This is a genomic window from Cerasibacillus sp. (assembly GCF_036516575.1).
In the GTDB taxonomy this organism is placed as follows: domain Bacteria; phylum Bacillota; class Bacilli; order Bacillales; family Amphibacillaceae; genus Cerasibacillus.
Genome location: NZ_DATBTY010000036.1, coordinates 78476 through 96838 on the forward strand (window position 1 = coordinate 78476; position 18363 = coordinate 96838).

The 18363-nt window shown below is 35.9% G+C and carries 23 protein-coding genes and 1 riboswitch; of the genes, 11 read left to right on the forward strand and 12 right to left on the reverse strand.

Annotation, left to right across the window (positions count from 1 at the left end; genetic code table 11):
- Window positions 1-64: 64 nt before the first annotated feature.
- Window positions 65-826 (reverse strand): exodeoxyribonuclease III, encoded by a 762-nt coding sequence (locus VIG73_RS06465; protein WP_331640163.1) that lies wholly within the window; start codon window positions 824-826, stop codon window positions 65-67.
- Between the two features lie 236 nt (window positions 827-1062).
- On the opposite strand from VIG73_RS06465, the gene VIG73_RS06470 reads away from it, so the two are divergent.
- The 4 genes from VIG73_RS06470 to VIG73_RS06485 are packed head-to-tail and all read left to right on the forward strand — an operon-like array spanning window position 1063 to window position 4211.
- Window positions 1063-1458 (forward strand): GntR family transcriptional regulator, encoded by a 396-nt coding sequence (locus VIG73_RS06470; protein WP_331640164.1) that lies wholly within the window; start codon window positions 1063-1065, stop codon window positions 1456-1458.
- Entirely contained in the window at window positions 1445-2134 is a 690-nt protein-coding gene (locus VIG73_RS06475; protein WP_331640166.1) for an ABC transporter ATP-binding protein, read from the forward strand. The genes VIG73_RS06470 and VIG73_RS06475 overlap by 14 nt, the downstream gene beginning before the upstream one ends.
- On the forward strand, window positions 2131-2964 hold the full coding sequence (locus VIG73_RS06480) for a hypothetical protein (protein ID WP_331640168.1): 834 nt from the start codon (window positions 2131-2133) through the stop codon (window positions 2962-2964). Before VIG73_RS06475 ends, VIG73_RS06480 begins: the two co-directional genes overlap by 4 nt.
- A gap of 14 nt (window positions 2965-2978) precedes the next feature.
- A complete protein-coding gene (locus tag VIG73_RS06485; RefSeq protein ID WP_331640170.1) occupies window positions 2979-4211 on the forward strand; it encodes a hypothetical protein in 1233 nt (410 codons plus the stop codon).
- Between the two features lie 109 nt (window positions 4212-4320).
- Here VIG73_RS06485 and VIG73_RS06490 read toward each other — a convergent pair whose 3' ends face one another.
- From VIG73_RS06490 to VIG73_RS06500, 3 genes are all read right to left on the reverse strand, one after another.
- Window positions 4321-4920, reverse strand: a complete 600-nt coding sequence (locus VIG73_RS06490) for a short chain dehydrogenase (protein ID WP_331640172.1) — start codon at window positions 4918-4920, stop codon at window positions 4321-4323.
- A 74-nt stretch (window positions 4921-4994) separates the two neighbouring features.
- Window positions 4995-5330 (reverse strand): thioredoxin family protein, encoded by a 336-nt coding sequence (locus VIG73_RS06495; RefSeq protein WP_331640174.1) that lies wholly within the window; start codon window positions 5328-5330, stop codon window positions 4995-4997.
- A 261-nt stretch (window positions 5331-5591) separates the two neighbouring features.
- Window positions 5592-6215, reverse strand: coding sequence for a CotY/CotZ family spore coat protein (locus VIG73_RS06500; protein ID WP_331640176.1), 624 nt, complete (start codon window positions 6213-6215; stop codon window positions 5592-5594).
- A 451-nt stretch (window positions 6216-6666) separates the two neighbouring features.
- On the opposite strand from VIG73_RS06500, the gene VIG73_RS06505 reads away from it, so the two are divergent.
- On the forward strand, window positions 6667-7242 hold the full coding sequence (locus VIG73_RS06505) for a hypothetical protein (protein ID WP_331640178.1): 576 nt from the start codon (window positions 6667-6669) through the stop codon (window positions 7240-7242).
- 68 nt (window positions 7243-7310) lie between these two features.
- Here the strand turns inward: VIG73_RS06505 and lipA are convergent, their stop codons facing one another.
- Window positions 7311-8285, reverse strand: a complete 975-nt coding sequence (lipA, locus tag VIG73_RS06510) for a lipoyl synthase (protein WP_331640393.1) — start codon at window positions 8283-8285, stop codon at window positions 7311-7313.
- 7 nt (window positions 8286-8292) lie between these two features.
- Window positions 8293-9102, reverse strand: a complete 810-nt coding sequence (locus VIG73_RS06515; protein WP_414648380.1) for a lipoate--protein ligase family protein — start codon at window positions 9100-9102, stop codon at window positions 8293-8295.
- 83 nt (window positions 9103-9185) lie between these two features.
- A riboswitch (TPP riboswitch) is annotated at window positions 9186-9288 on the reverse strand.
- A 168-nt stretch (window positions 9289-9456) separates the two neighbouring features.
- Between VIG73_RS06515 and VIG73_RS06520 the strand changes: the two genes are divergently transcribed.
- Window positions 9457-9735 carry a hypothetical protein gene (locus VIG73_RS06520; RefSeq protein ID WP_331640180.1) on the forward strand — a complete coding sequence of 93 codons (279 nt, stop codon included), beginning with the start codon at window positions 9457-9459 and terminating at the stop codon, window positions 9733-9735.
- A gap of 38 nt (window positions 9736-9773) precedes the next feature.
- On the opposite strand, the gene VIG73_RS06525 is transcribed toward VIG73_RS06520, so the two are convergent.
- Window positions 9774-11888, reverse strand: a complete 2115-nt coding sequence (locus tag VIG73_RS06525) for a heavy metal translocating P-type ATPase (RefSeq protein WP_331640182.1) — start codon at window positions 11886-11888, stop codon at window positions 9774-9776.
- Entirely contained in the window at window positions 11881-12264 is a 384-nt protein-coding gene (locus tag VIG73_RS06530; RefSeq protein WP_331640184.1) for a metalloregulator ArsR/SmtB family transcription factor, read from the reverse strand. The genes VIG73_RS06525 and VIG73_RS06530 overlap by 8 nt, the downstream gene beginning before the upstream one ends.
- A 172-nt stretch (window positions 12265-12436) precedes the next feature.
- Here VIG73_RS06530 and VIG73_RS06535 point away from each other — a divergent pair, with 172 nt between their 5' ends.
- Together VIG73_RS06535 and ddlA are read left to right on the forward strand one after the other, a co-directional pair.
- Window positions 12437-12640, forward strand: coding sequence for a hypothetical protein (locus VIG73_RS06535; RefSeq protein ID WP_331640186.1), 204 nt, complete (start codon window positions 12437-12439; stop codon window positions 12638-12640).
- 68 nt (window positions 12641-12708) lie between these two features.
- The gene (ddlA, locus tag VIG73_RS06540) at window positions 12709-13815 is read left to right on the forward strand and encodes a D-alanine--D-alanine ligase (protein ID WP_331640188.1); all 1107 of its coding nucleotides are present in this window, start codon (window positions 12709-12711) and stop codon (window positions 13813-13815) included.
- Window positions 13816-13891: 76 nt separating this feature from the next.
- On the opposite strand, the gene VIG73_RS06545 is transcribed toward ddlA, so the two are convergent.
- From VIG73_RS06545 to VIG73_RS06555, 3 genes are all read right to left on the reverse strand, one after another.
- Entirely contained in the window at window positions 13892-14194 is a 303-nt protein-coding gene (locus VIG73_RS06545) for a DUF378 domain-containing protein (protein ID WP_331640191.1), read from the reverse strand.
- A gap of 217 nt (window positions 14195-14411) precedes the next feature.
- A complete protein-coding gene (locus tag VIG73_RS06550; protein ID WP_331640194.1) occupies window positions 14412-14960 on the reverse strand; it encodes a nitroreductase in 549 nt (182 codons plus the stop codon).
- A gap of 143 nt (window positions 14961-15103) precedes the next feature.
- Complete coding sequence (locus VIG73_RS06555) at window positions 15104-16141, reverse strand: PTS sugar transporter subunit IIC (RefSeq protein WP_331640196.1); 1038 nt, start codon at window positions 16139-16141, stop codon at window positions 15104-15106.
- A 252-nt stretch (window positions 16142-16393) separates the two neighbouring features.
- Here VIG73_RS06555 and VIG73_RS06560 point away from each other — a divergent pair, with 252 nt between their 5' ends.
- Complete coding sequence (locus VIG73_RS06560; RefSeq protein ID WP_331640198.1) at window positions 16394-16849, forward strand: nucleoside deaminase; 456 nt, start codon at window positions 16394-16396, stop codon at window positions 16847-16849.
- A gap of 138 nt (window positions 16850-16987) precedes the next feature.
- A complete protein-coding gene (locus tag VIG73_RS06565) occupies window positions 16988-17437 on the forward strand; it encodes a DUF2269 family protein (protein WP_331640200.1) in 450 nt (149 codons plus the stop codon).
- Between the two features lies 1 nt (window position 17438).
- On the opposite strand, the gene VIG73_RS06570 is transcribed toward VIG73_RS06565, so the two are convergent.
- Window positions 17439-17591, reverse strand: coding sequence for a hypothetical protein (locus VIG73_RS06570; protein ID WP_331640202.1), 153 nt, complete (start codon window positions 17589-17591; stop codon window positions 17439-17441).
- An 83-nt stretch (window positions 17592-17674) separates the two neighbouring features.
- Here VIG73_RS06570 and VIG73_RS06575 point away from each other — a divergent pair, with 83 nt between their 5' ends.
- Window positions 17675-18211, forward strand: a complete 537-nt coding sequence (locus tag VIG73_RS06575) for an HD domain-containing protein (RefSeq protein WP_331640204.1) — start codon at window positions 17675-17677, stop codon at window positions 18209-18211.
- Window positions 18212-18363: the final 152 nt, after the last annotated feature.

Here is an 18363-nt window from a genome sequence, read left to right on the forward strand (position 1 = left end):
AGTATATATTGTGAATATGAACAGAATATGAATAAGAGATGACAAACCTCGTACGGCTCGATGTTTAAAACTCGATGTCGATATCTAATTGAATTGGACAGTGGTCACTGCCCATAACTTGTGGGTGTGCTTCAGAATGTGTAAGGTACTTTTCTAAACGATTTGACACAATGAAATAGTCAATCCGCCAGCCAATATTACGTTCTCGAACGCCTCTCATATAAGACCACCAAGTGTATATTCCTTCAGTATCTGGATAGAAATGACGAAGTGTATCGATAAATCCAGCATTTAATAATCGTGACATTTTTCCTCTTTCTTCATCTGTGAAACCAGAGTTGCCTTTATTTGCTTTTGCGTTACGAATATCAATGTCTTGATGTGCTACATTTAAATCGCCACAATAAATGACGGGTTTTCTCTCGTCTAATTGTTTCAGATGTTCAAATATTTTGCCCTCCCATTCCAAGCGATATTCAAGACGTGCTAAGTCACGCTGGGCATTCGGTGTATAGACATTGACGATATAAAAGCCATCATATTCTAATGTAATGATTCGCCCTTCTTTTTCTTCTTGTTCATCAAGAAGACCGTATTGGACAGACAATGGTTCCTTTTTAGTAAAAATAGCCGTTCCTGAATACCCTTTTCGCTCTGCGTAATTCCAATATTGATGATAACCGTTGAGATCTAATTTAATCTGTCCTTCTTGTAATTTTATTTCTTGTACACAAAAAATATCTGCTTTAACGTCATGAAAATAATCTAGAAAACCTTTACGAACACAGGCTCTAAGGCCGTTGACATTCCATGAAATGAGTTTCATTTTTCTCCCCCTAACAATCCATATATTAACACAATGTGAATCAAAAATTGAAAAAGATTCGTTGACATGATGTGTATTACGTGTATAATACAGTTAAAGAGTGTATGAAGTGGTTAATACGTGTTTTTTTGTAACAAGTGTATTAAGCTGTCCATACAGCTTGTGTGTTTTTTTGTCATTAGTGTATGAAACATTTAATACGCTGTGATTTCATCATAGTGATAGGAGATGGACCTATGGGACTGAAGTTTAATAATCGGGATCCTGTCTATATGCAAGTGATTCAATATTTTAAAATACAGATTGCTAAAGGGACAATAGAACCTGGAGAGGAAGTTCCGTCACGAAGAGAATTAGCCAACCAATTAAAGATTAATCCGAATACCGCTCAGAGAGCTTATAAAGAAATGGAGGAGGAAGGTTTGATATTCACAGAGGGGAATTTACCGAGTCGTGTGACAAAAGATGACCGTGTCTTACGTGCTGTTAGAGAAGAACTTATTATGGAGGCGACAGAGACATTTATTCAAACGATGCATTCCATTAATGTGTCACTCGATGAGGTCGTACAAAGAGTAACTGATAACTATCAAAGCCATTTGGAAGAGGGGGAGAAAGATGATAGAAGTTAAAAACATTAAGAAAAACTATGGGCGTAGAGAAGTGCTAAAAGGGGTTAGTTTCACTGCTAATAAAGGAGAAATTACTTGTTTAATCGGTGTAAATGGTGTAGGGAAAACAACAATTATGAACGCCATCATGGGATTAACACCAATTAAAAGTGGTGAGATTTTAATTGAAGGTAAGCCATTAGATAAAACAAGTTATGAGAAGATCACATTTATTCCCGATGCAATTACGATGTTGCCGCAAATGAAAATTTCTGATGCGATGGCCTTTATGAACGATTATTACCAATGTTGGAATCAAAAACGTGCAAATGACATGTTAAAATTTTTTCGACTTGAAAAGGAAAGTCGCATTTCTGAACTATCAAAAGGGAATCGTGCGAAAGTGAATCTCCTTCTTGGGCTCGCGTTGGATGTGGACTATGTCTTAATGGATGAGCCGTTTTCCGGAATCGATATTTTTAGCCGTGAACAGATTGCAGAAGTTTTTACAAGTCACTTAATTGAAAATCGTGGTGTTATTATAACGACTCATGAAATTCATGATATCGAACATTTAATTGATAAAGCTGTGTTATTAGATGAAGGTGTGATATTAAAGGAATTTAATGCAGAAGATGTTCGGGAAAATGAAGGGAAATCAATTGTAGATGTCATGAGAGAGGTGTTTCATGTATGAAAAACTATGTCAAGCTATTTAATTTTGAAATGGGCCGCTTTTTAAAAGGATACCTAGCGCTTGTTGGCATAACGGTGGCCGTTCAGGTATTAGGTGTTGTGATAGCATCTAGATCTTATACAAATAAAATTAATAAATATGTTTACCATGAGGGCATGGCTATAGATGAATTTTTAAGCCAATTTGGGGATATGTCTATGTATGCAATTATTCATTCTCTTTGGATTCAAGGACCCATATTATTTTGTATAAGTGTTCTACTGATTTACACACTTTTAATATGGTATCGCGACTGGTTCGGGAAAAATACATTTATTTATCGATTACTTATGTTACCAACAGAACGGATCAACATATTTTTTGCTAAATTAACAACGATTATGGTGATGGTCTTAAGCCTTGTAGCCTTACAAATCATGTTATTACCGGTATTAAATAAGGTTATGAGTTCTTTAGTGCCGGAAGCTTATTTTATGAATTTATCTTTCAAGGAAATGATTAGCGGATTTGATGTATTAACAATCCTATTTCCTTTTTCTTTTAGTGATTTTATGATTCATTATGGTCTTGGGTTATTAGCTGTAACGCTTTTGTTTACTGCGATTTTATTCGAACGTAGTTTTCGATTAAAAGGGATTGTTTATGGCATTTTATATATTGCTTTATCATTATTAATTATCTTTTCTCCAGTCATTATGATTGCTATAACGGAGAAATCTTATCTATATCCGCTTGAACTTTTTTATCTTGAACTCATTTTGTGTGTTTTAGTGTTTATTATGTCGATATTAACAAGTCGTTTCTTATTAAATAAAAAAATTACGGTATAAGAGGAGGAAAGAAGATGGGAAAGTATTGGAAAGTTATTATGATACCGCTCATAACGATGATTGTATTTATAACCTATTATATACATGTGCAATCAAATCCTGTAGCTAGTGCACAATTCTTTCTTGCGAAGCAGTCAGGAGATGAAAAAGAGGTTGAGCACATTAGTTTAGACACTGAAATCAATTATACTGATGGACGGGAAATGGTAGGGATTACGAATAAGGGCTCAATTGTTTATAGTAATTTATCTATCTATGAACATCTGAAACACATATCTAAAAACTCCCAAATAAATCGGCTAAGAAAGAAATACGGTAGCTTTATAAGAGGTAAGGCAGATGTAGGTCGATTTTTCGAAAAAGATGATTTACTTGTGCACATAGATGATAGTTTAAATCCATTTACTGACAATAGAGAAAAACATAACATCACTGTTTCAATGTATGATTTAAAAACAAAAGAGAAAGACTCTTTTGAAGTCAAACTACCTCATGTCGATAAATATAGATGGCTTTTCCTAGTAACAGCTTCGTTAAATGATAATATATTAAAGATAATCACGTCGAATGAATATGAAGAACCAAAAAGTCACAGAACGCTAACGGACTATGTCGTGTATACCATTGATATAGATACAAAAAAAGTGATAGACGCTGAGAAAGTATTCGAATATACGAATGAAGAAATTTCAGAAAACCAATATTCAATCATAGACTTTCATACAGATAAAAGGGATGAGTTTTCAGACTTTATTATGATTGAAGAAAGATCTTACGAAGATATAACGGTTGAGAGTGAGGAAGAGGGCGCCTATAATCAACAAACAGAATCAACGGCAGCATTGAAGAAATATGATATCAAGGCAAATAAATTGAGTGACATAACGATTCCGAAAGAACTTGAAGGGTATACATTCGAGCATGTTAATGGGGATGTCTTATATTTTGTTAAACAAGCTGAACAAAGCATTCATGTTGTAGGTTATGATCACTCTAAGAATAAGATAACATCTAAACAAACATTTGATTCGTTTGTTGACGAGTACGGGGATTATCGAGCGAATACAATATTTTACAATAATAAGTTATACGTAACGAATTTAATAGATGAAAGTAAGAGTATTGAACTAATTATTGAGGATATTGTTACCGGTGATACGATATATAAAGGGAAAGTTGAACAAAAAGGGAAAGCACCTGTAAAAGACTATGTTTTTCAAAATGCATTTCTTAATATTAATCAGTAAATGAATCCAGTTTAGGGGAGATTCTGGACTGGATGCTGAAAATCATTATTTACAACAGGATTGACCTAAAAGGCAAATCGACTTTTGGGTCAACCCTAATCATTTGTATTTAATACATTTCGTAATTCTGTCCTGTTTGTAAGCCAAGGACACTTTTTTTGTAAAGTAATGCTGCTTCACGTGCTGGAGCTGGTTTAAAGCCTTGGAAATAATCTCCTAATGCTTCCCATGATTCTTCCATAATTGTTGGGCTAACACTATTAATGCGGATTCCTCTTGGCATTTCAATTGCAGCTGCTTTGACAAAGTATTTGACACCACCATTTGCCATCGCAATCGCAGCCCCTTCACGAATCGGATCATCCATCATAATACCTGTCGTTAATGTAAAGCTTCCATTGTCATTCATATAATCTAAACCACATAAGACGAGATTGACTTGACCTTTCAGCTTACTTTCAATCCCTATATTATAAATATCAGGTGTCATGTCAGTTAGTTTGGAAAATTTAGCACCACCAGCTGCGTTAACGACAGCATCAACTTTTCCTACTTGTTGATACATCTTTTTTATACTATCAAATGAGGAGATATCGACTTGAACATCTTCACCATTTCTGCTGGCTCGAATAATGTCATGCTCTGATTCAAGTGCTTTAACAATTTCTGTTCCAATTGTCCCACTTGCTCCAACGACAAGAATTCTCATTGCAACAAAACTCCCTTCAAAAATCAGATTTCAATATTATTGTAACATCTTAAAAGTAAAAATGTGGCTGAATCTCATTCGGCCACATTTTCATATATTTTCTTTAGTTTATCATTAAACAAATCCATATGAACAATTCGTGCTTCACGTACATATTCTTTGCCCTCTACAAAGAGTAATAGAACAGGAGCGGTAAAGATAGAAAACTTACCTGCAACAGCTTCTACTTCCGATGCATCAACATGTGCAAGCTGAATCTGGGGATAATTCTCCATTAGATTTTGTACTTGTGGTAAAAGACCGTGGCACACACTGCAATTAGGCATGCTTATATAGAGAAACGCGAGTTGATGCTCATTTATGAAGGTGTCTATTTCTTCTATGGAATGTAAATCTTTAAATTCTCTCATCAGTTATCCTCCATTCTTTCTGTTATCATAGCACGGATTGATTGTCTAGGCATGTTTTTTGTTTATCAGTTAATTTGTGATTTAAAAAGAACAAAGATGATCATTATAGACGCTAACGCGACCTAATCGGTTAAACGAATGAGAGATTACATCGCATTTAATAAGAAATGCGATGTAATAAGATAAACAAACTTCATATTATATCGCCTTTAAAAACAAAATAAAGAAAAGAACCTTCGACAACGAAGGTTCTTTTTTCGCTTAGGATGGTTTATGTGAATGATGGCAATGGCAATGACATTTTTTTCTGCAGTGATCGTTGCAGTGGTGGCAATGATGTTTTTTTCCTTTGTACTTTGGTAACGGATTAATAGGGTCTAAACAAGCGATGGTTGAGAAATCATTTAAGTCTAAAGTTAAACATATTCCTGTTTCCCGAAATTGAATTGTTTTAAATGGACCCTTATGGCTGAAGAAGTCACACAGTTTCTCCCCGCTGTCTGCTACTGGAATCCCATTTGCGTTGACAGGTCTTAATAACTCAACGACGACACAACATTCCGATCCTTTGACAAATTTTTTAGCACGTAAAATCGGTGTTTCGATGCAATCATAAAATGTTTCATTTGGAAAGCCGTCAATTGGTTGCTTGAATACACCACTAGCAATAAATGGTTGACAACTTTGTTTACAGTAGAGAATAAATGGAATGGTTGTTTTTAGATTACTATCATTTCTCGTTGGTGAGGTCAGTTGTTTAATGGATTGCTCACAACTTGTTATACAACGATGGGATTGGCGCTCGGCGACTTCATTCTGTGCATCCACTATCTTTTTTACAGTCGTACAAACACAATCATCTTGTTGATGATAACTATAGCCCATGAATGTTCACTCCTTTTATATGTCATCAATTTAATATATGTTATCTATGCTGTTATGGAGTGTTTTAATGTCTAGTAAACAAAAGACTAGTTAAACAATCCATAAGAACCATTAAAATGTTTCTTTGTATTAGTGATAGTGACGCTTCATATCTTTGAGGTGAGCCATACAATATATTGAATCCTTACAAGACTTGTAGTGGATTTATCCACAGCCCATGAAATTCTTTAAAAGCCAGCTGATCACTGGCTTTTTATCTAGGTTTTTTAATAGAGATAATCGTATATTTTTCTATTATTAAACGATTAGCTATATCAAAAACTTACCCAACTGCATGTACTAAATAGTAGAGGAGGTGAAGTGGAAAATGAGAGATTATTATCGGTATAAAGATAAGGAAATAGAAGAAATGGCAAAGTTTTGTAGTTGCCATAAAAAGGAGGTTAAAAAGATGAAACGACATTGCTCATGTGATCGTTGTAAGAAACATCATCATAAATGGGATGATTGTTGTAAACATGATCATAAATGTTGCTGTAAGAAAGGTAAAAAACATGATGGGAAGGATAAGCATAAAAAACGAGACAAAGCAGATTTATTAGATTTTGAATTTTTTACACTTGATCCAAATGTTCGGATGGATAATAATATGAGATTACCTGAAGATATGCAAACACCTGTAGCCTCCGTCACTCTTGAGCAGGTTAGAAATGGAGACTTAGTTTGGCTAAATGGCGTATTTGGTTTAGATCAGGATGAGACCATCTTTATTGACAATCGAGTAGATATGAGAATATTTAAAGGAAACCCTCCAGTATTTACCCCTGGTTCAGAAATCTATCGAGCTAGATTTGAGGTAGAAGGTGAGGCTGGTGATGACCAAGTCATTGAACCATTAATGCATGTTGATAGAATAACGGAAAACGCTAACAATGTCACGTATACTGTAACTATCGAACCGCTAGATACGGATTTATTCCTAAATGGCCCTATAACATTTACTGCAGCATTAATTAACAAACGGTAATGGAAAAGTGAAAAACCCTCTATCAATTGATAGAGGGTTTTTTGAATAGTATGAAGTGAGATTTCTAGCTATTTGTTAAACGAAAAGTCTACTTCTTTTCCCTCTTGTTGTTCATAGCCTTTCATATACTTAATCCGACGTTGGGCGGCTGCTTGATTCACTTGTTCGTCAGCATGATATGATGAACGAACAAGTGGACCAGACTCACAATGTTGAAAACCTTTCTGTAATGCAATTTCTTTTAATTCCTCAAATTCATCTGGATGATAATAACGTTCCACATTTAAATGTTTTCGCGTCGGCTGTAAATATTGGCCGATTGTCATAATATCGACACCATGAGCTAATAAGTCATCCATTGCTTGAATAATTTCTTCTTTTGTCTCTCCTAAGCCAACCATAATACTCGATTTTGTCGGTGTCTGTGGAGCGATTAATTTTACGCGCTGTAATAGTTGTAAAGAACGGTCATATGTTGCTCGTGCCCGGACACGTTTTGTCAAGCGCCTCACTGTTTCAATATTATGGTTAAAAATATCAGGCTTACTATCCATCAATGTTTTTAAACTTTCATAGTCACCTTTCATATCAGAAGGAAGGACTTCAATTGTACAGCCTGGATTTTTTTTACGGATTGCTCGTACCGTTTCAGCAAAAACTTGAGCACCACCATCATTTAAATCATCACGAGCAACTGCTGTAACGACAACATGGCGTAGCCCCATTAACTGAACTGAATCGGCTACTCTTTCTGGTTCGTTCCAATCTAATTCATTCGGTAATCCTGTTTTAACCGCACAGAAACGACAGCCTCTTGTACATGTATCTCCTAAAATCATGAATGTAGCCGTTTTACGTTCACTCCAACATTCATAAATATTCGGACATTTTGCTTCTTCACAAACAGTATGGAGGTTTTTAGAACGCATTAACTTTTTTAATTGTGTGTATGATTTATTCGTGTTAATATTCGTTGTTAACCATTTCGGCTTTCTTAAAATCTCTGTTTTATTTTTCATTGCTGTGCCCCCTAAATGATTGATGAATTCATTAAACAAATGATGGGATGGTTTCTTTATAATGTTTTTCTGCTAATTGATACACTTCATCCCATTGACTTTCTGTTAACTCAAAAGGCTTAAATTGAACGTCTAGTGTCGATTGAAACCCATGATAAAAAGCTTGTTCAACCTCATCGTATGTAAATGTTTTCCCTGTTAATTGCTGAATGGTTGCTGCTTTTTGTCTGAAGGCACGCTTGTTAACGTCACGCATTCTTTCATTAGGAAATATAAATAAATCAAATAGCATGTCGATATCGATGCGAATAGGAATGGATCCGTGTTGTAATAGGACTCCTTTTTTCCTTGTTTGTGCGTTACCTGATATTTTTTTACCATCAACAACTAATTCATAAAAGGCAGGTCTTTCAAAGCAGACAGCAGTTCGTTTGCTTTTTTGTTTTGGGATAAAATATTCGGCTTGAATGCCGAGGTTTTTATATCCTTCTAGTATGCCTTGTGATAACACATAGTATGCTTCCCGAATAGAGTGTGGGATTTTCGGATGATTCTCAGAAACGACAATACTGTAAGTTAGTTCATCATCATGCAGGACAGCACTTCCCCCAGTTAATCTACGAACATATTGACAGCCATGTTTCTCTAAGCCTGGGAAATGTATCGATTTCTCAACCTTTTGGAAATGCCCAACAGATAATGATGGTTTCCTCCAGCCATAGAAACGTAATGTTGGTGGAATATGTCCTTCGCTATGCCAATTCAATAGAGCCTCATCAAGCGCCATATTGATATGGGCATCATGAGAACCTGTTCGTAAGATATTCCATGTTTCTCCCAAAATAACTCCCCCTTTAAACAGCTATTTTATTTACAAAAAAAAGCTGCATCCCATTAGGAATGCAGCACCATGTGTAATAATTCTCATGGTAAACTGCACTTTCCCACGCTAGTATTAACCAGATCGGGTGCAAAGGGTTAGAATATTTATTCCTCTCAGCCAAAAATGGCACCCCTAGTGCAAATAATAACTTAATTTCATCTTAACGATGATTACTTAGATTGTAAAGCGGATACAGAAAAATAGATGGTACTTTTTTAGTTAAGTATGTTTGTGTCTAAGTTGACTTTGTTTCAATTTTAAATCAATCATGATTAAATAAGTATGAATAGCAAATGTGATAGGAGGATATGAATGCAGGGTGGGGAATTGTTTGGACTACTTTGGATTGGTGTTATTATTATCACCATTCTCACGACTATCATTATTATTCGGAAAGATAAAAAGCGTGATCGAAAAGTCGTTAACATGTTAAATGAAAGTCTTGCTAAAGGTGAAATTTCAGACGAGGAATATAAAGAGTTGTATCTGCAATTTAAAGATGAGACATGTGACGCTTGTCCCAACATTAAGGCTTATTTAAGCGATAGCCGTCGAAAAGCCTATGAATCACAAGAAAATGTACCGAAATAAATGAGAGTCCGCTACTTTAACCAATAGCGGACTCTGTTTTATGCTGACTCGTATTTACTGCGGATTAATCTTAAAGAATTTAAAGTAACTATGAGCGTAGCCCCCATATCGGCAAAAATAGCAATCCAAAGTGTTAGCCAGCCTGGAATGACGAATAATAAAGCAAGTAATTTTAGACCGAGTGCAAAAGAGATGTTTTGTTTTATAATCGATAACGTTTTGCGGCTAAGTGCTACTGTATATGGTAATTTTGTTAGATCATCACCCATTAAGGCGATATCAGCTGTTTCAAGAGCTGCATCTGTTCCAGCGCCGCCCATAGCAATTCCGACTGAAGACCCAGCAAGTGCTGGTGCATCATTAATCCCGTCACCAACCATAGCGGTTTTCCCATATTGTTGTTTTAAATTCTTTATGACTTCTAGTTTTTCATCTGGTAATAATTCTGCTTTAACTTCTGATATACCAAGTTCACGCCCAATGGCATGTCCTGTGTTTTCATTATCGCCAGTTAACATGATTGTTTTTTCAATTCCGATTTGATGTAATGTATCAATGATATCGCGACTTTCTTTACGTAGCCGATCAGCTACAGCGATTAAACCGAGTGTTTTTGTTTTTGTGCCTAGAACCATCACTGTTTTCCCATCTCGTTGTAAGGCATTAATTGTCTCTTGAATAGTTTCTGGTATCGTTTGTTCTGTATTAAAGAAAGCGGGGCTTCCAATATAATACTCGGTATGTTCAATTGTCGCTTTAGCACCTTTCCCTGTTATAGATTGAAATGCTTCTGCTTTATATTTAGGTACTTGTGCTTCTTTTGCATAGTGAACGATGGCTGTTGCTAACGGGTGCTCTGAATAAGATTCAATTGTATGAGCAATGGATAAAACGTCTTGTTCATCTGTATCATTTAATGGTATGACATCTGTAACTCTAGGTGTACCTTCTGTCAATGTGCCTGTTTTGTCAAAGGCGACAGCGCGTAAATGTCCCGCTTCTTCAAGATGAACACCACCTTTAATTAATACACCATGTCGTGCTGCATTACCAATTGCTGTGACAATCGCAACAGGTGTTGAGATAACGAGCGCACAAGGACAACCGACGACAAGCACGGCTAATCCACTATACACCCATGTAGACCAGTCGGCACTAAACAATAATGGTGGGACGATTGCAACGAATAATGCTATTAACATGATAGCTGGTGTGTAATACTTGGCGAATCTGTCTACAAATTTTTGTGAAGGGGCTTTTTCAGCTTGTGCTTCTTCAACGAGATGAATAATTTTAGCAATGGTCGTATCTTCAACATGCTTCGTTACTTTAACTTCGAGAAATCCTTCCTCATTAATGGATCCAGCAAAGACATCCTGACCAATTGATTTAAAAATAGGAAGTGATTCACCTGTAATGGCTGCTTCACTAATATACGATTCTCCTTTAATCACTTCACCATCCATCGCGATACGTTGCCCAGGCTTTACGAGCATGATATCGCCAATCTGAATATCTTCTACTTTCATTTCAATTTCTTGGTCCGCTCGTTTAATAAGGGCCGTGTTTGGCGCAATGTCCATCAGTGAGCGAATGGATTCTCTTGCTTTATCAATCGAATAGTCTTCTAAAGCTTCACTAACAGCGAATAGAAAAACAACAACCGCACCTTCAGCCCATTCACCGATGATAGCAGCCCCGATAACCGCAATCGTCATTAGTGTTTTCATATTAAAATCTAATTTAAATAGATTTTTAAATCCTTCGATAAACATCTGATAACCACCAATGATGATGGCTGCCAAAAATAACCCAATCGTCACGACATGATTTTCGCCATAATTAAAGTAAAAGATATACCCTAGAAAAACGAAAACAAGCGAAATTAATGCTGTTATATTCGCCTTTTTCTTCCAAAAAGGCTCTTTTGTTTTATTAATGCGTACGTTTTCCGGTAATACTTTAATATCATCAAATGCTCCAGCCTTTTCTAATTGTTCGATTGATGCTTCGCCTTGAATCGTTATTTTAGATGCTCCGAAATTGAGTTGAACATCTTCAACAGTCACGATATTACGAATGTTTTTTTCAAACTTTGCAGCACAGTTTGTACAGGACAAACCTTCAAGACGATATGTTTTTGTCTCAGACATCTTCCTCCTCCTCATGTGCGTGAATCATGGCAATATAGATCAATTGTCTAACGTGATCGTCTTTTAAAGAATAAAAGACCTGTTTCCCTTTTCTTTGATTCTTGGCTAGGTCCATTTTTTTTAAGAAACGTAAATGGTGGGAAGCAGTCGCACTTGTTGATCCAATGATATGAGCGACATCACAAACACATAATTCCTTTTCAATTGTAAGTGCATAAGCAATCTTCAAACGAGTTGGATCGGCCAAGGCTTTAAAAATCTTCTCTACACCATCAACTTGTTTTACTTTTGGCTTGCCTTCATTTACAACGTTTTCATCATAACAGTATATATCACATGCTTGATTGTCATCTTCAACATTTAGTTTTATAGACATTGGAACACCTCATTCAAATGATCATTTGAATGTATTATATGAAAATGGAAAGGAGTATGTCAATCAAATGAGTGTTTGAATGAAAGGAACTGTATAAACGTTTTTCTCATTTGGCAATTCCATTAGATTATGCTTAAATAAAGATAATGAACAACGACGAGGTGAAAGGGTTATGTTAGCGCTTTGGTCGATTCCGATTGGTGTACGCATTCTGCTCACGTTCCTTGTTTTTGTTGCATTAGTTTACATTTTATTTCGCTTCCGAGCTGACAAAAATCCGGCACAAGATTCACTTGATCTATTAGAAGAACGAATGGAAAAAGGCGAAGTGAGTTTTAAGGATTATTTACATGCTAAGCGAAGCCGTGGTAAATAGGTCAGTTCATTAATCAATCGAATGTGCATACATATAAATTAAGTTAATGATAAGAGAGGATAAAAAAGATGAAGAAAACGAGCGTTGGGATTATTTTTGGTGGAAAATCAGCTGAACATGAAGTATCATTACAATCTGCAAAGAATATCGTTGATGCGATAGACGAAGAAAAATTCGATGTCGTCCTTATTGGGATTGATAAAAACGGAAAATGGCATGTGAATAATAAACAGTCATATTTAAAAAATGCTGATGATCCGAAGCATATTGAATTAAATGAATCTAACCAATCAGTCGCAATTATTCCTGGCTCAAGTGACCACCAGTTCATTCAGACCGAAACAGCTGAAGTGCTTCAACAATTGGACGTTGTTTTCCCAATTGTTCATGGGACATTAGGGGAAGATGGTAGTTTACAAGGGATGCTAAGAGTGGCTAATTTACCATACGTAGGTCCGAATGTTTTAAGTTCAGCTATTTGTATGGATAAAGATATTGCGAAACGCTTACTCCACGATGCTGGAATTAAAGTAGCCGAAGGACTTGTTTACACACGTGCAAAGAAACAACAGATTGATTATCAAACGGTTGTAGAACAGCTCGGCTTACCACTTTTTATTAAACCAGCTAATCAAGGGTCCTCTGTTGGGATTAGTAAAGTAGCAACTGAAGAAGAATTTACGACTGCGATTGAATTTGCTTTTGAATATGATCATAAAATTGTGATAGAAGAAGCAATCCATGGTAGGGAAATTGAATGCTCCGTTCTAGGAAATGAAGACCCAATTGCTTCTGTACCTGGCGAAATTTTACCGAAAACTGCATTTTACTCATATGAATCAAAGTACATTGATGAAAAAGGTGCCGACCTTGCCATCCCAGCAGATCTTACAGAAGCAGAAGTTAAAAAGGTACAAGAAACAGCGATACACGCATATGAAACATTGCAATGTGAAGGATTAGCACGTGTTGACTTTTTCTTAACAGAGAATGGCGATTTATATGTTAATGAAATCAACACCCTCCCAGGCTTTACAAAAATCAGTATGTATCCGAAATTATGGGAAGTGAGTGGTATTTCATATACAGATTTAATTACAAAATTGATTGAATTAGCTATTAAGCGTCATGAAGCAGATCAGAAGCTTAAAAGTTCAGTTTGGGATGAGAAATAAGCCAATAACTTAAGCTAAGCAAGCGGAGAAATGGCTATCGTTCTTCGCTTGCTTTATTTTGATTATTATCGTCTTTTTATTTATCTTCTAAGTCGTTACTCGTCAAATCTTGGTCTTCTGCAAATTCTGTACCGTATCTGACATCTTGATTAGGTCCTCTTTGCATTTCTTCATGATGAATATCATCTGTTTGATCGAATAGCAATGTAATGGCGAACAATCCACTTAAACCAACAAGACTATAAATCGTTCGTGAAAATGCAGCATCTTGTCCTCCAAAAATTGCAGCAACTAAATCAAAATCAAAAAATCCAATCAAACCCCAATTAATGGCACCAATAATGGTTAGAATAAGCGCAATTCTTTGTAAAGTCTTCATTGTTTTTTTACTCCTTTCTTATGAGAGTTGTATATATTCTTAGCATTGATTAATTCGGTTGTTTTATACAGAAATGAAGATATTGTTTTGCGGAAAGTGAAATTAAATAACACTATAAAGGATTTAATGATGTGAGGAAAATAAATAAAAAGAAGTGAAAAAACTAATTTTCGTTTCTTCACTTCTTTTTGATATTAAAATTATTTAGTTAAATAAATTATTGCCCGTATACGGTGAATTTGTCATTTGCTTTTGTACGTCCTTTATCTTCGGGAATGTCATCAAAATAACCTAGATGTAAAAAGCCGACAATTTTTTCATGTTCTTGAACATTTAAAAGATTTTTTACTTCTTCGTTATAAATATGTGGATTTGTTTTCCACACGACTCCTAGCCTCTTTTCCCAAGCCAATAACCAGAAGTTTTGAATCATAGCCGCCGTTGCACCGAAGTTTTCATCCCATTGTTTAGGGAGTGGTGGTGCCTCCATAACGACAACTAAAATCGCATTTGGCTCCATTAAGTAATTTTTACGATTTTCTTGCATTTCTTCTGGATACGTTCTAGCTACCTTCTCAGCGAAATTTGGTAAATGATCTTGATCTATAAAAATGAATCGCCATGGCTCACGCATTCCATGAGTTGGTGCCCATACAGCATCATTTAGTAATTCTAGAACAAGTTCCTTCTTTACTTCTTGATTTGTGTAGCCCTTTTTTATGGAACGGCGCCCGCGGATAAGCTCTGAAAGATTAGATAACCCCATATTTATATGTCTCCTTTACCCATAATTGATAATCATTATCAATTAGATTATACCGGATTAAAGTTAAATTTGCAAAAAAGTGTGTTTCCGTGTTTTTCCTTAAATATGAATAAGCTCAATACATCTTAATATGATAAAGGCATTTATTGATACATAATTTTCATATCACCAGGCTTAATCCACCCATTTTTAACAAACCACTCAGAAAAGATTAAACTAATGATAGCCGGTGCTACAATATGTAGGCCGATAATTAGCCAAAATATTTGCCATGAAAAACCCATTGATTCAAATGTCATAATCTGCCCAACTAAGCCACTCGTTCCCATTCCAGCTCCTGAAGGATTATTCGTTAATTGGAAAACAATTGTAGCAAAAGGAGCAAGAACTGCTCCAGCAATTGTAGGTGGTAATATAATGAGCGGGTTTTTAATAATATTTGCGACCTGAAGCATCGATGTTCCTAGCCCTTGTGCGAATAGACCGCCAATACCGTTGTCACGATAACTTGATACAGCGAAACCGATCATTTGCGCAGAACAACCAATAGTAGCTGCTCCAGCTGCAAGCCCATCTAAACCGAGCATCAAAGCAATGGCAACACTTGAGATTGGTGCCGTGAGTGCCCATCCCATAAGGACAGCAACGATCATCCCCATAATGAAAGGCTGTTGTTCTGTAGCCCAATTTATAACATGACCAAACCCAGTCATAAACGATTCAATTGGTTTACCAATTAAACTTCCTGTTACGAAACCAACAAAGATCGTAATAAAAGGGGTGATAATAATATCGACACGTGTCGTTTGATAAACGAGTTTTCCAAATTCTGTAGCAAATAATGTTGCAACATAACTTCCAGCGGGTCCACCGAGTTCAGCTCCGAATGCACCAGCAAATAAAGCGGAAAACAAAACAAGAGGAGGTGCTTTTAATCCATAGGCAATTGCAACACCAATGGCACCACCCATAATTTTCGTATCCATAGCAAAGGATCCCATATCAATCATATAGGTTCCGATTGTTGTCATGTCAACGGTTACAAGTTGTTCACCAATCGTTTTGATGATAAGTCCAATAATCAAGGAAGAAAATAGTCCAAGTGCCATGTAACTTAAAGCTGTAATAACATATTCTTTAACTGATAAAGAGATGCCTTTTTTTCTTAAAATTTTAACCATGACAAAATCTCCTCCAATAGAGTTTATCTGTGAAGTGTTTCACATAAAATTCCGAAATAAAAGTATTATTTTATTTATACGTTAAATCATTCATAAAGGCAAGGGGTTTTGTTTTCGCGGGAAAGTTCAGATTTATAATTGAAGGTGATAGGATTTTGTGAGAAACTTAAAATGATAGTGAGCTTTATTTACTTCTACATTTAAAAATCGTCTACTTTAATAAAATCTTGTGCAGGCTAAGGAGGAATTAATATGAATATGTATATGAAACGAGCGCTTGATTTAGCTAAACAAAATGTTGCGGAAGGTGGGCAACCTTTTGGGGCAGTTCTTGTTAAGGATGATGAAATTATAGGGGAAGGAGTGAATGAATTACATCTCAAACATGATGTAAGCGGTCATGCGGAATTATTAGCGATTCGTCGTGCGCAGCATAAACTACAGACGAGTCATCTTAAGGGGGCAGTTATGTATGCAAGTGGTGAACCCTGTCCGATGTGTTATACAGCGATGTATTTTTCTAATATTAGAAAAGTCTATTATAGTGTATCAATTGAAGAAGCAGCAAAGAAGGGTTTGGGCGCATCAAAAATCTTATATGACGATTTTAAAAAGGGCCGAACAGAACGAGATACAATGGAAATGATTCATTCACCTCTAAGTGAAGGAGAAGTGGATCCTCTGAGTTTTTGGTATAAAAGGCGGTAGATTCTTCCACTGTTTTTGTAATATTATCATATCATTCACAAGATATTCATGGTGCTCTTCTTGGGAAATTTCCCCGTTTTTTACTATAATAAGAGTCATGCGGAGTTGAATAACATTCCTCTAAAGGGAGCGAAAATGATGAGCCTTTATGATGTATTACTATTTATACATATATTTTCAGCTATACTTGGGTTAGGACCTGGATTTGCGATGATTTCAATTGCAAAGAAAGCAAATAGTATGACAGAGCTCCGTCATGCCTACCAGATTAGACATCGTGTTCATATTTTTGTGATGGTTGGTGGTGTCTTACTATTAATTACTGGTATTGTAATGGGGATATTAAGACCAAGCTTATTTCAAACACCCTGGTACGTAGTTAGTTTGGCTTTATATTTACTCGCATTAGCCATTGGCCCAGTTATTTTATCACCAAGATCAAAGCCAATAAAAAAATTACTTAAAGAACACCAAGGGGAGACAATTCCTGGTATTTACTATTCGTTAGCAAGAAAATTATTTTTTTATGAGCGAATCGAAAATACCATTTTCCTGATTATTATCGTTTTAATGATTATCAAACCATGATTTAAGAAAAGCCGCCAGCACCGCTTGGCGGCTTTTCGCGCAATCCCATGCCAAATTCGCGCAATCCCATGCCAAATTCGCGCAATCCCATGCCAAATTCGCGCAATCCCATGCCAAATTCGCGCAATCCCATGCCAAATTCGCGCAATCCCAATTATTATATTGCAAAGTTAAGTTAAACATGTTATAGTCTTTAACAATATATTTTTCGACACTATTTGAGAGGAGGTATAAATAATGCGGAGAGTAACACTAGAAGAGGTGTTTGTTCATCCGGTAACTCAAAAATATTTGCATCGATCAGGGATTGCTCATGCCATTCAGGTGGCGGAGTATGCCTATATCTTTGCAAAACGATTTCAAGTCAATCCAGACCTTGCGACAAAAGCTGCTTTGCTACATGATGTAGGACACTATACATGGTATAAAAATGGCAAATGGGATTATCAACAATATAAAGAAAATGATATTCATGCTATTAAAGGAGCAAACCGTGCCCACGAGTTGCTAATAGAGATCGGTGAAAATCCACGTCATGCAAAAAAGATAGCCATTGCAATATTACTTCACACGGACTCCTATTTACCGGATGGTCAACTACGTTTAAATCCACTTCAACAGGTTGTTGCTTTAGCAGATGAAGCGGATGAAGAAGCGGGTGGCAATCATCATTATAAAAAAATAGACACTATCATTGCGCTAAACCGCATTCGTGCCATTGATGCCAAAATTGATGAAGAACAACAGATAGACAGAATAAAGATGATTAATTAAACCTCACAAAAATTACTACACCAAACACCCACTCTTCTTTTTTTGCCATTTTTATGAAGATGATCCGAGACTAAATAATTGACGGATAGATGTTGAATCATATAACATACCTTATGCACATGACTTATTGTTTAAAAAGGAGCAATGAACAT

Bases quoted from the DNA above. Each gene is read 5' to 3' on its own strand.
- VIG73_RS06475 (WP_331640166.1), top strand. From the start codon at position 1,445: ATGATAGAAGTTAAAAACATTAAGAAAAACTATGGGCGTAGAGAAGTG.
- VIG73_RS06470 (WP_331640164.1), top strand. From the start codon at position 1,063: ATGGGACTGAAGTTTAATAATCGGGATCCTGTCTATATGCAAGTGATT.
- VIG73_RS06490 (WP_331640172.1), bottom strand. From the start codon at position 4,920: ATGAGAATTCTTGTCGTTGGAGCAAGTGGGACAATTGGAACAGAAATT.
- VIG73_RS06535 (WP_331640186.1), top strand. From the start codon at position 12,437: ATGTTAGCGCTTTGGTCGATTCCGATTGGTGTACGCATTCTGCTCACG.
- VIG73_RS06520 (WP_331640180.1), top strand. From the start codon at position 9,457: ATGCAGGGTGGGGAATTGTTTGGACTACTTTGGATTGGTGTTATTATT.
- VIG73_RS06480 (WP_331640168.1), top strand. From the start codon at position 2,131: ATGAAAAACTATGTCAAGCTATTTAATTTTGAAATGGGCCGCTTTTTA.
- VIG73_RS06555 (WP_331640196.1), bottom strand. From the start codon at position 16,141: ATGGTTAAAATTTTAAGAAAAAAAGGCATCTCTTTATCAGTTAAAGAA.
- VIG73_RS06505 (WP_331640178.1), top strand. From the start codon at position 6,667: ATGAAACGACATTGCTCATGTGATCGTTGTAAGAAACATCATCATAAA.
- VIG73_RS06560 (WP_331640198.1), top strand. From the start codon at position 16,394: ATGAATATGTATATGAAACGAGCGCTTGATTTAGCTAAACAAAATGTT.
- VIG73_RS06525 (WP_331640182.1), bottom strand. From the start codon at position 11,888: ATGTCTGAGACAAAAACATATCGTCTTGAAGGTTTGTCCTGTACAAAC.
- ddlA (WP_331640188.1), top strand. From the start codon at position 12,709: ATGAAGAAAACGAGCGTTGGGATTATTTTTGGTGGAAAATCAGCTGAA.
- VIG73_RS06545 (WP_331640191.1), bottom strand. From the start codon at position 14,194: ATGAAGACTTTACAAAGAATTGCGCTTATTCTAACCATTATTGGTGCC.
- VIG73_RS06530 (WP_331640184.1), bottom strand. From the start codon at position 12,264: ATGTCTATAAAACTAAATGTTGAAGATGACAATCAAGCATGTGATATA.
- VIG73_RS06465 (WP_331640163.1), bottom strand. From the start codon at position 826: ATGAAACTCATTTCATGGAATGTCAACGGCCTTAGAGCCTGTGTTCGT.
- VIG73_RS06550 (WP_331640194.1), bottom strand. From the start codon at position 14,960: ATGGGGTTATCTAATCTTTCAGAGCTTATCCGCGGGCGCCGTTCCATA.
- VIG73_RS06495 (WP_331640174.1), bottom strand. From the start codon at position 5,330: ATGAGAGAATTTAAAGATTTACATTCCATAGAAGAAATAGACACCTTC.
- VIG73_RS06565 (WP_331640200.1), top strand. From the start codon at position 16,988: ATGAGCCTTTATGATGTATTACTATTTATACATATATTTTCAGCTATA.
- VIG73_RS06485 (WP_331640170.1), top strand. From the start codon at position 2,979: ATGGGAAAGTATTGGAAAGTTATTATGATACCGCTCATAACGATGATT.
- VIG73_RS06500 (WP_331640176.1), bottom strand. From the start codon at position 6,215: ATGGGCTATAGTTATCATCAACAAGATGATTGTGTTTGTACGACTGTA.
- VIG73_RS06575 (WP_331640204.1), top strand. From the start codon at position 17,675: ATGCGGAGAGTAACACTAGAAGAGGTGTTTGTTCATCCGGTAACTCAA.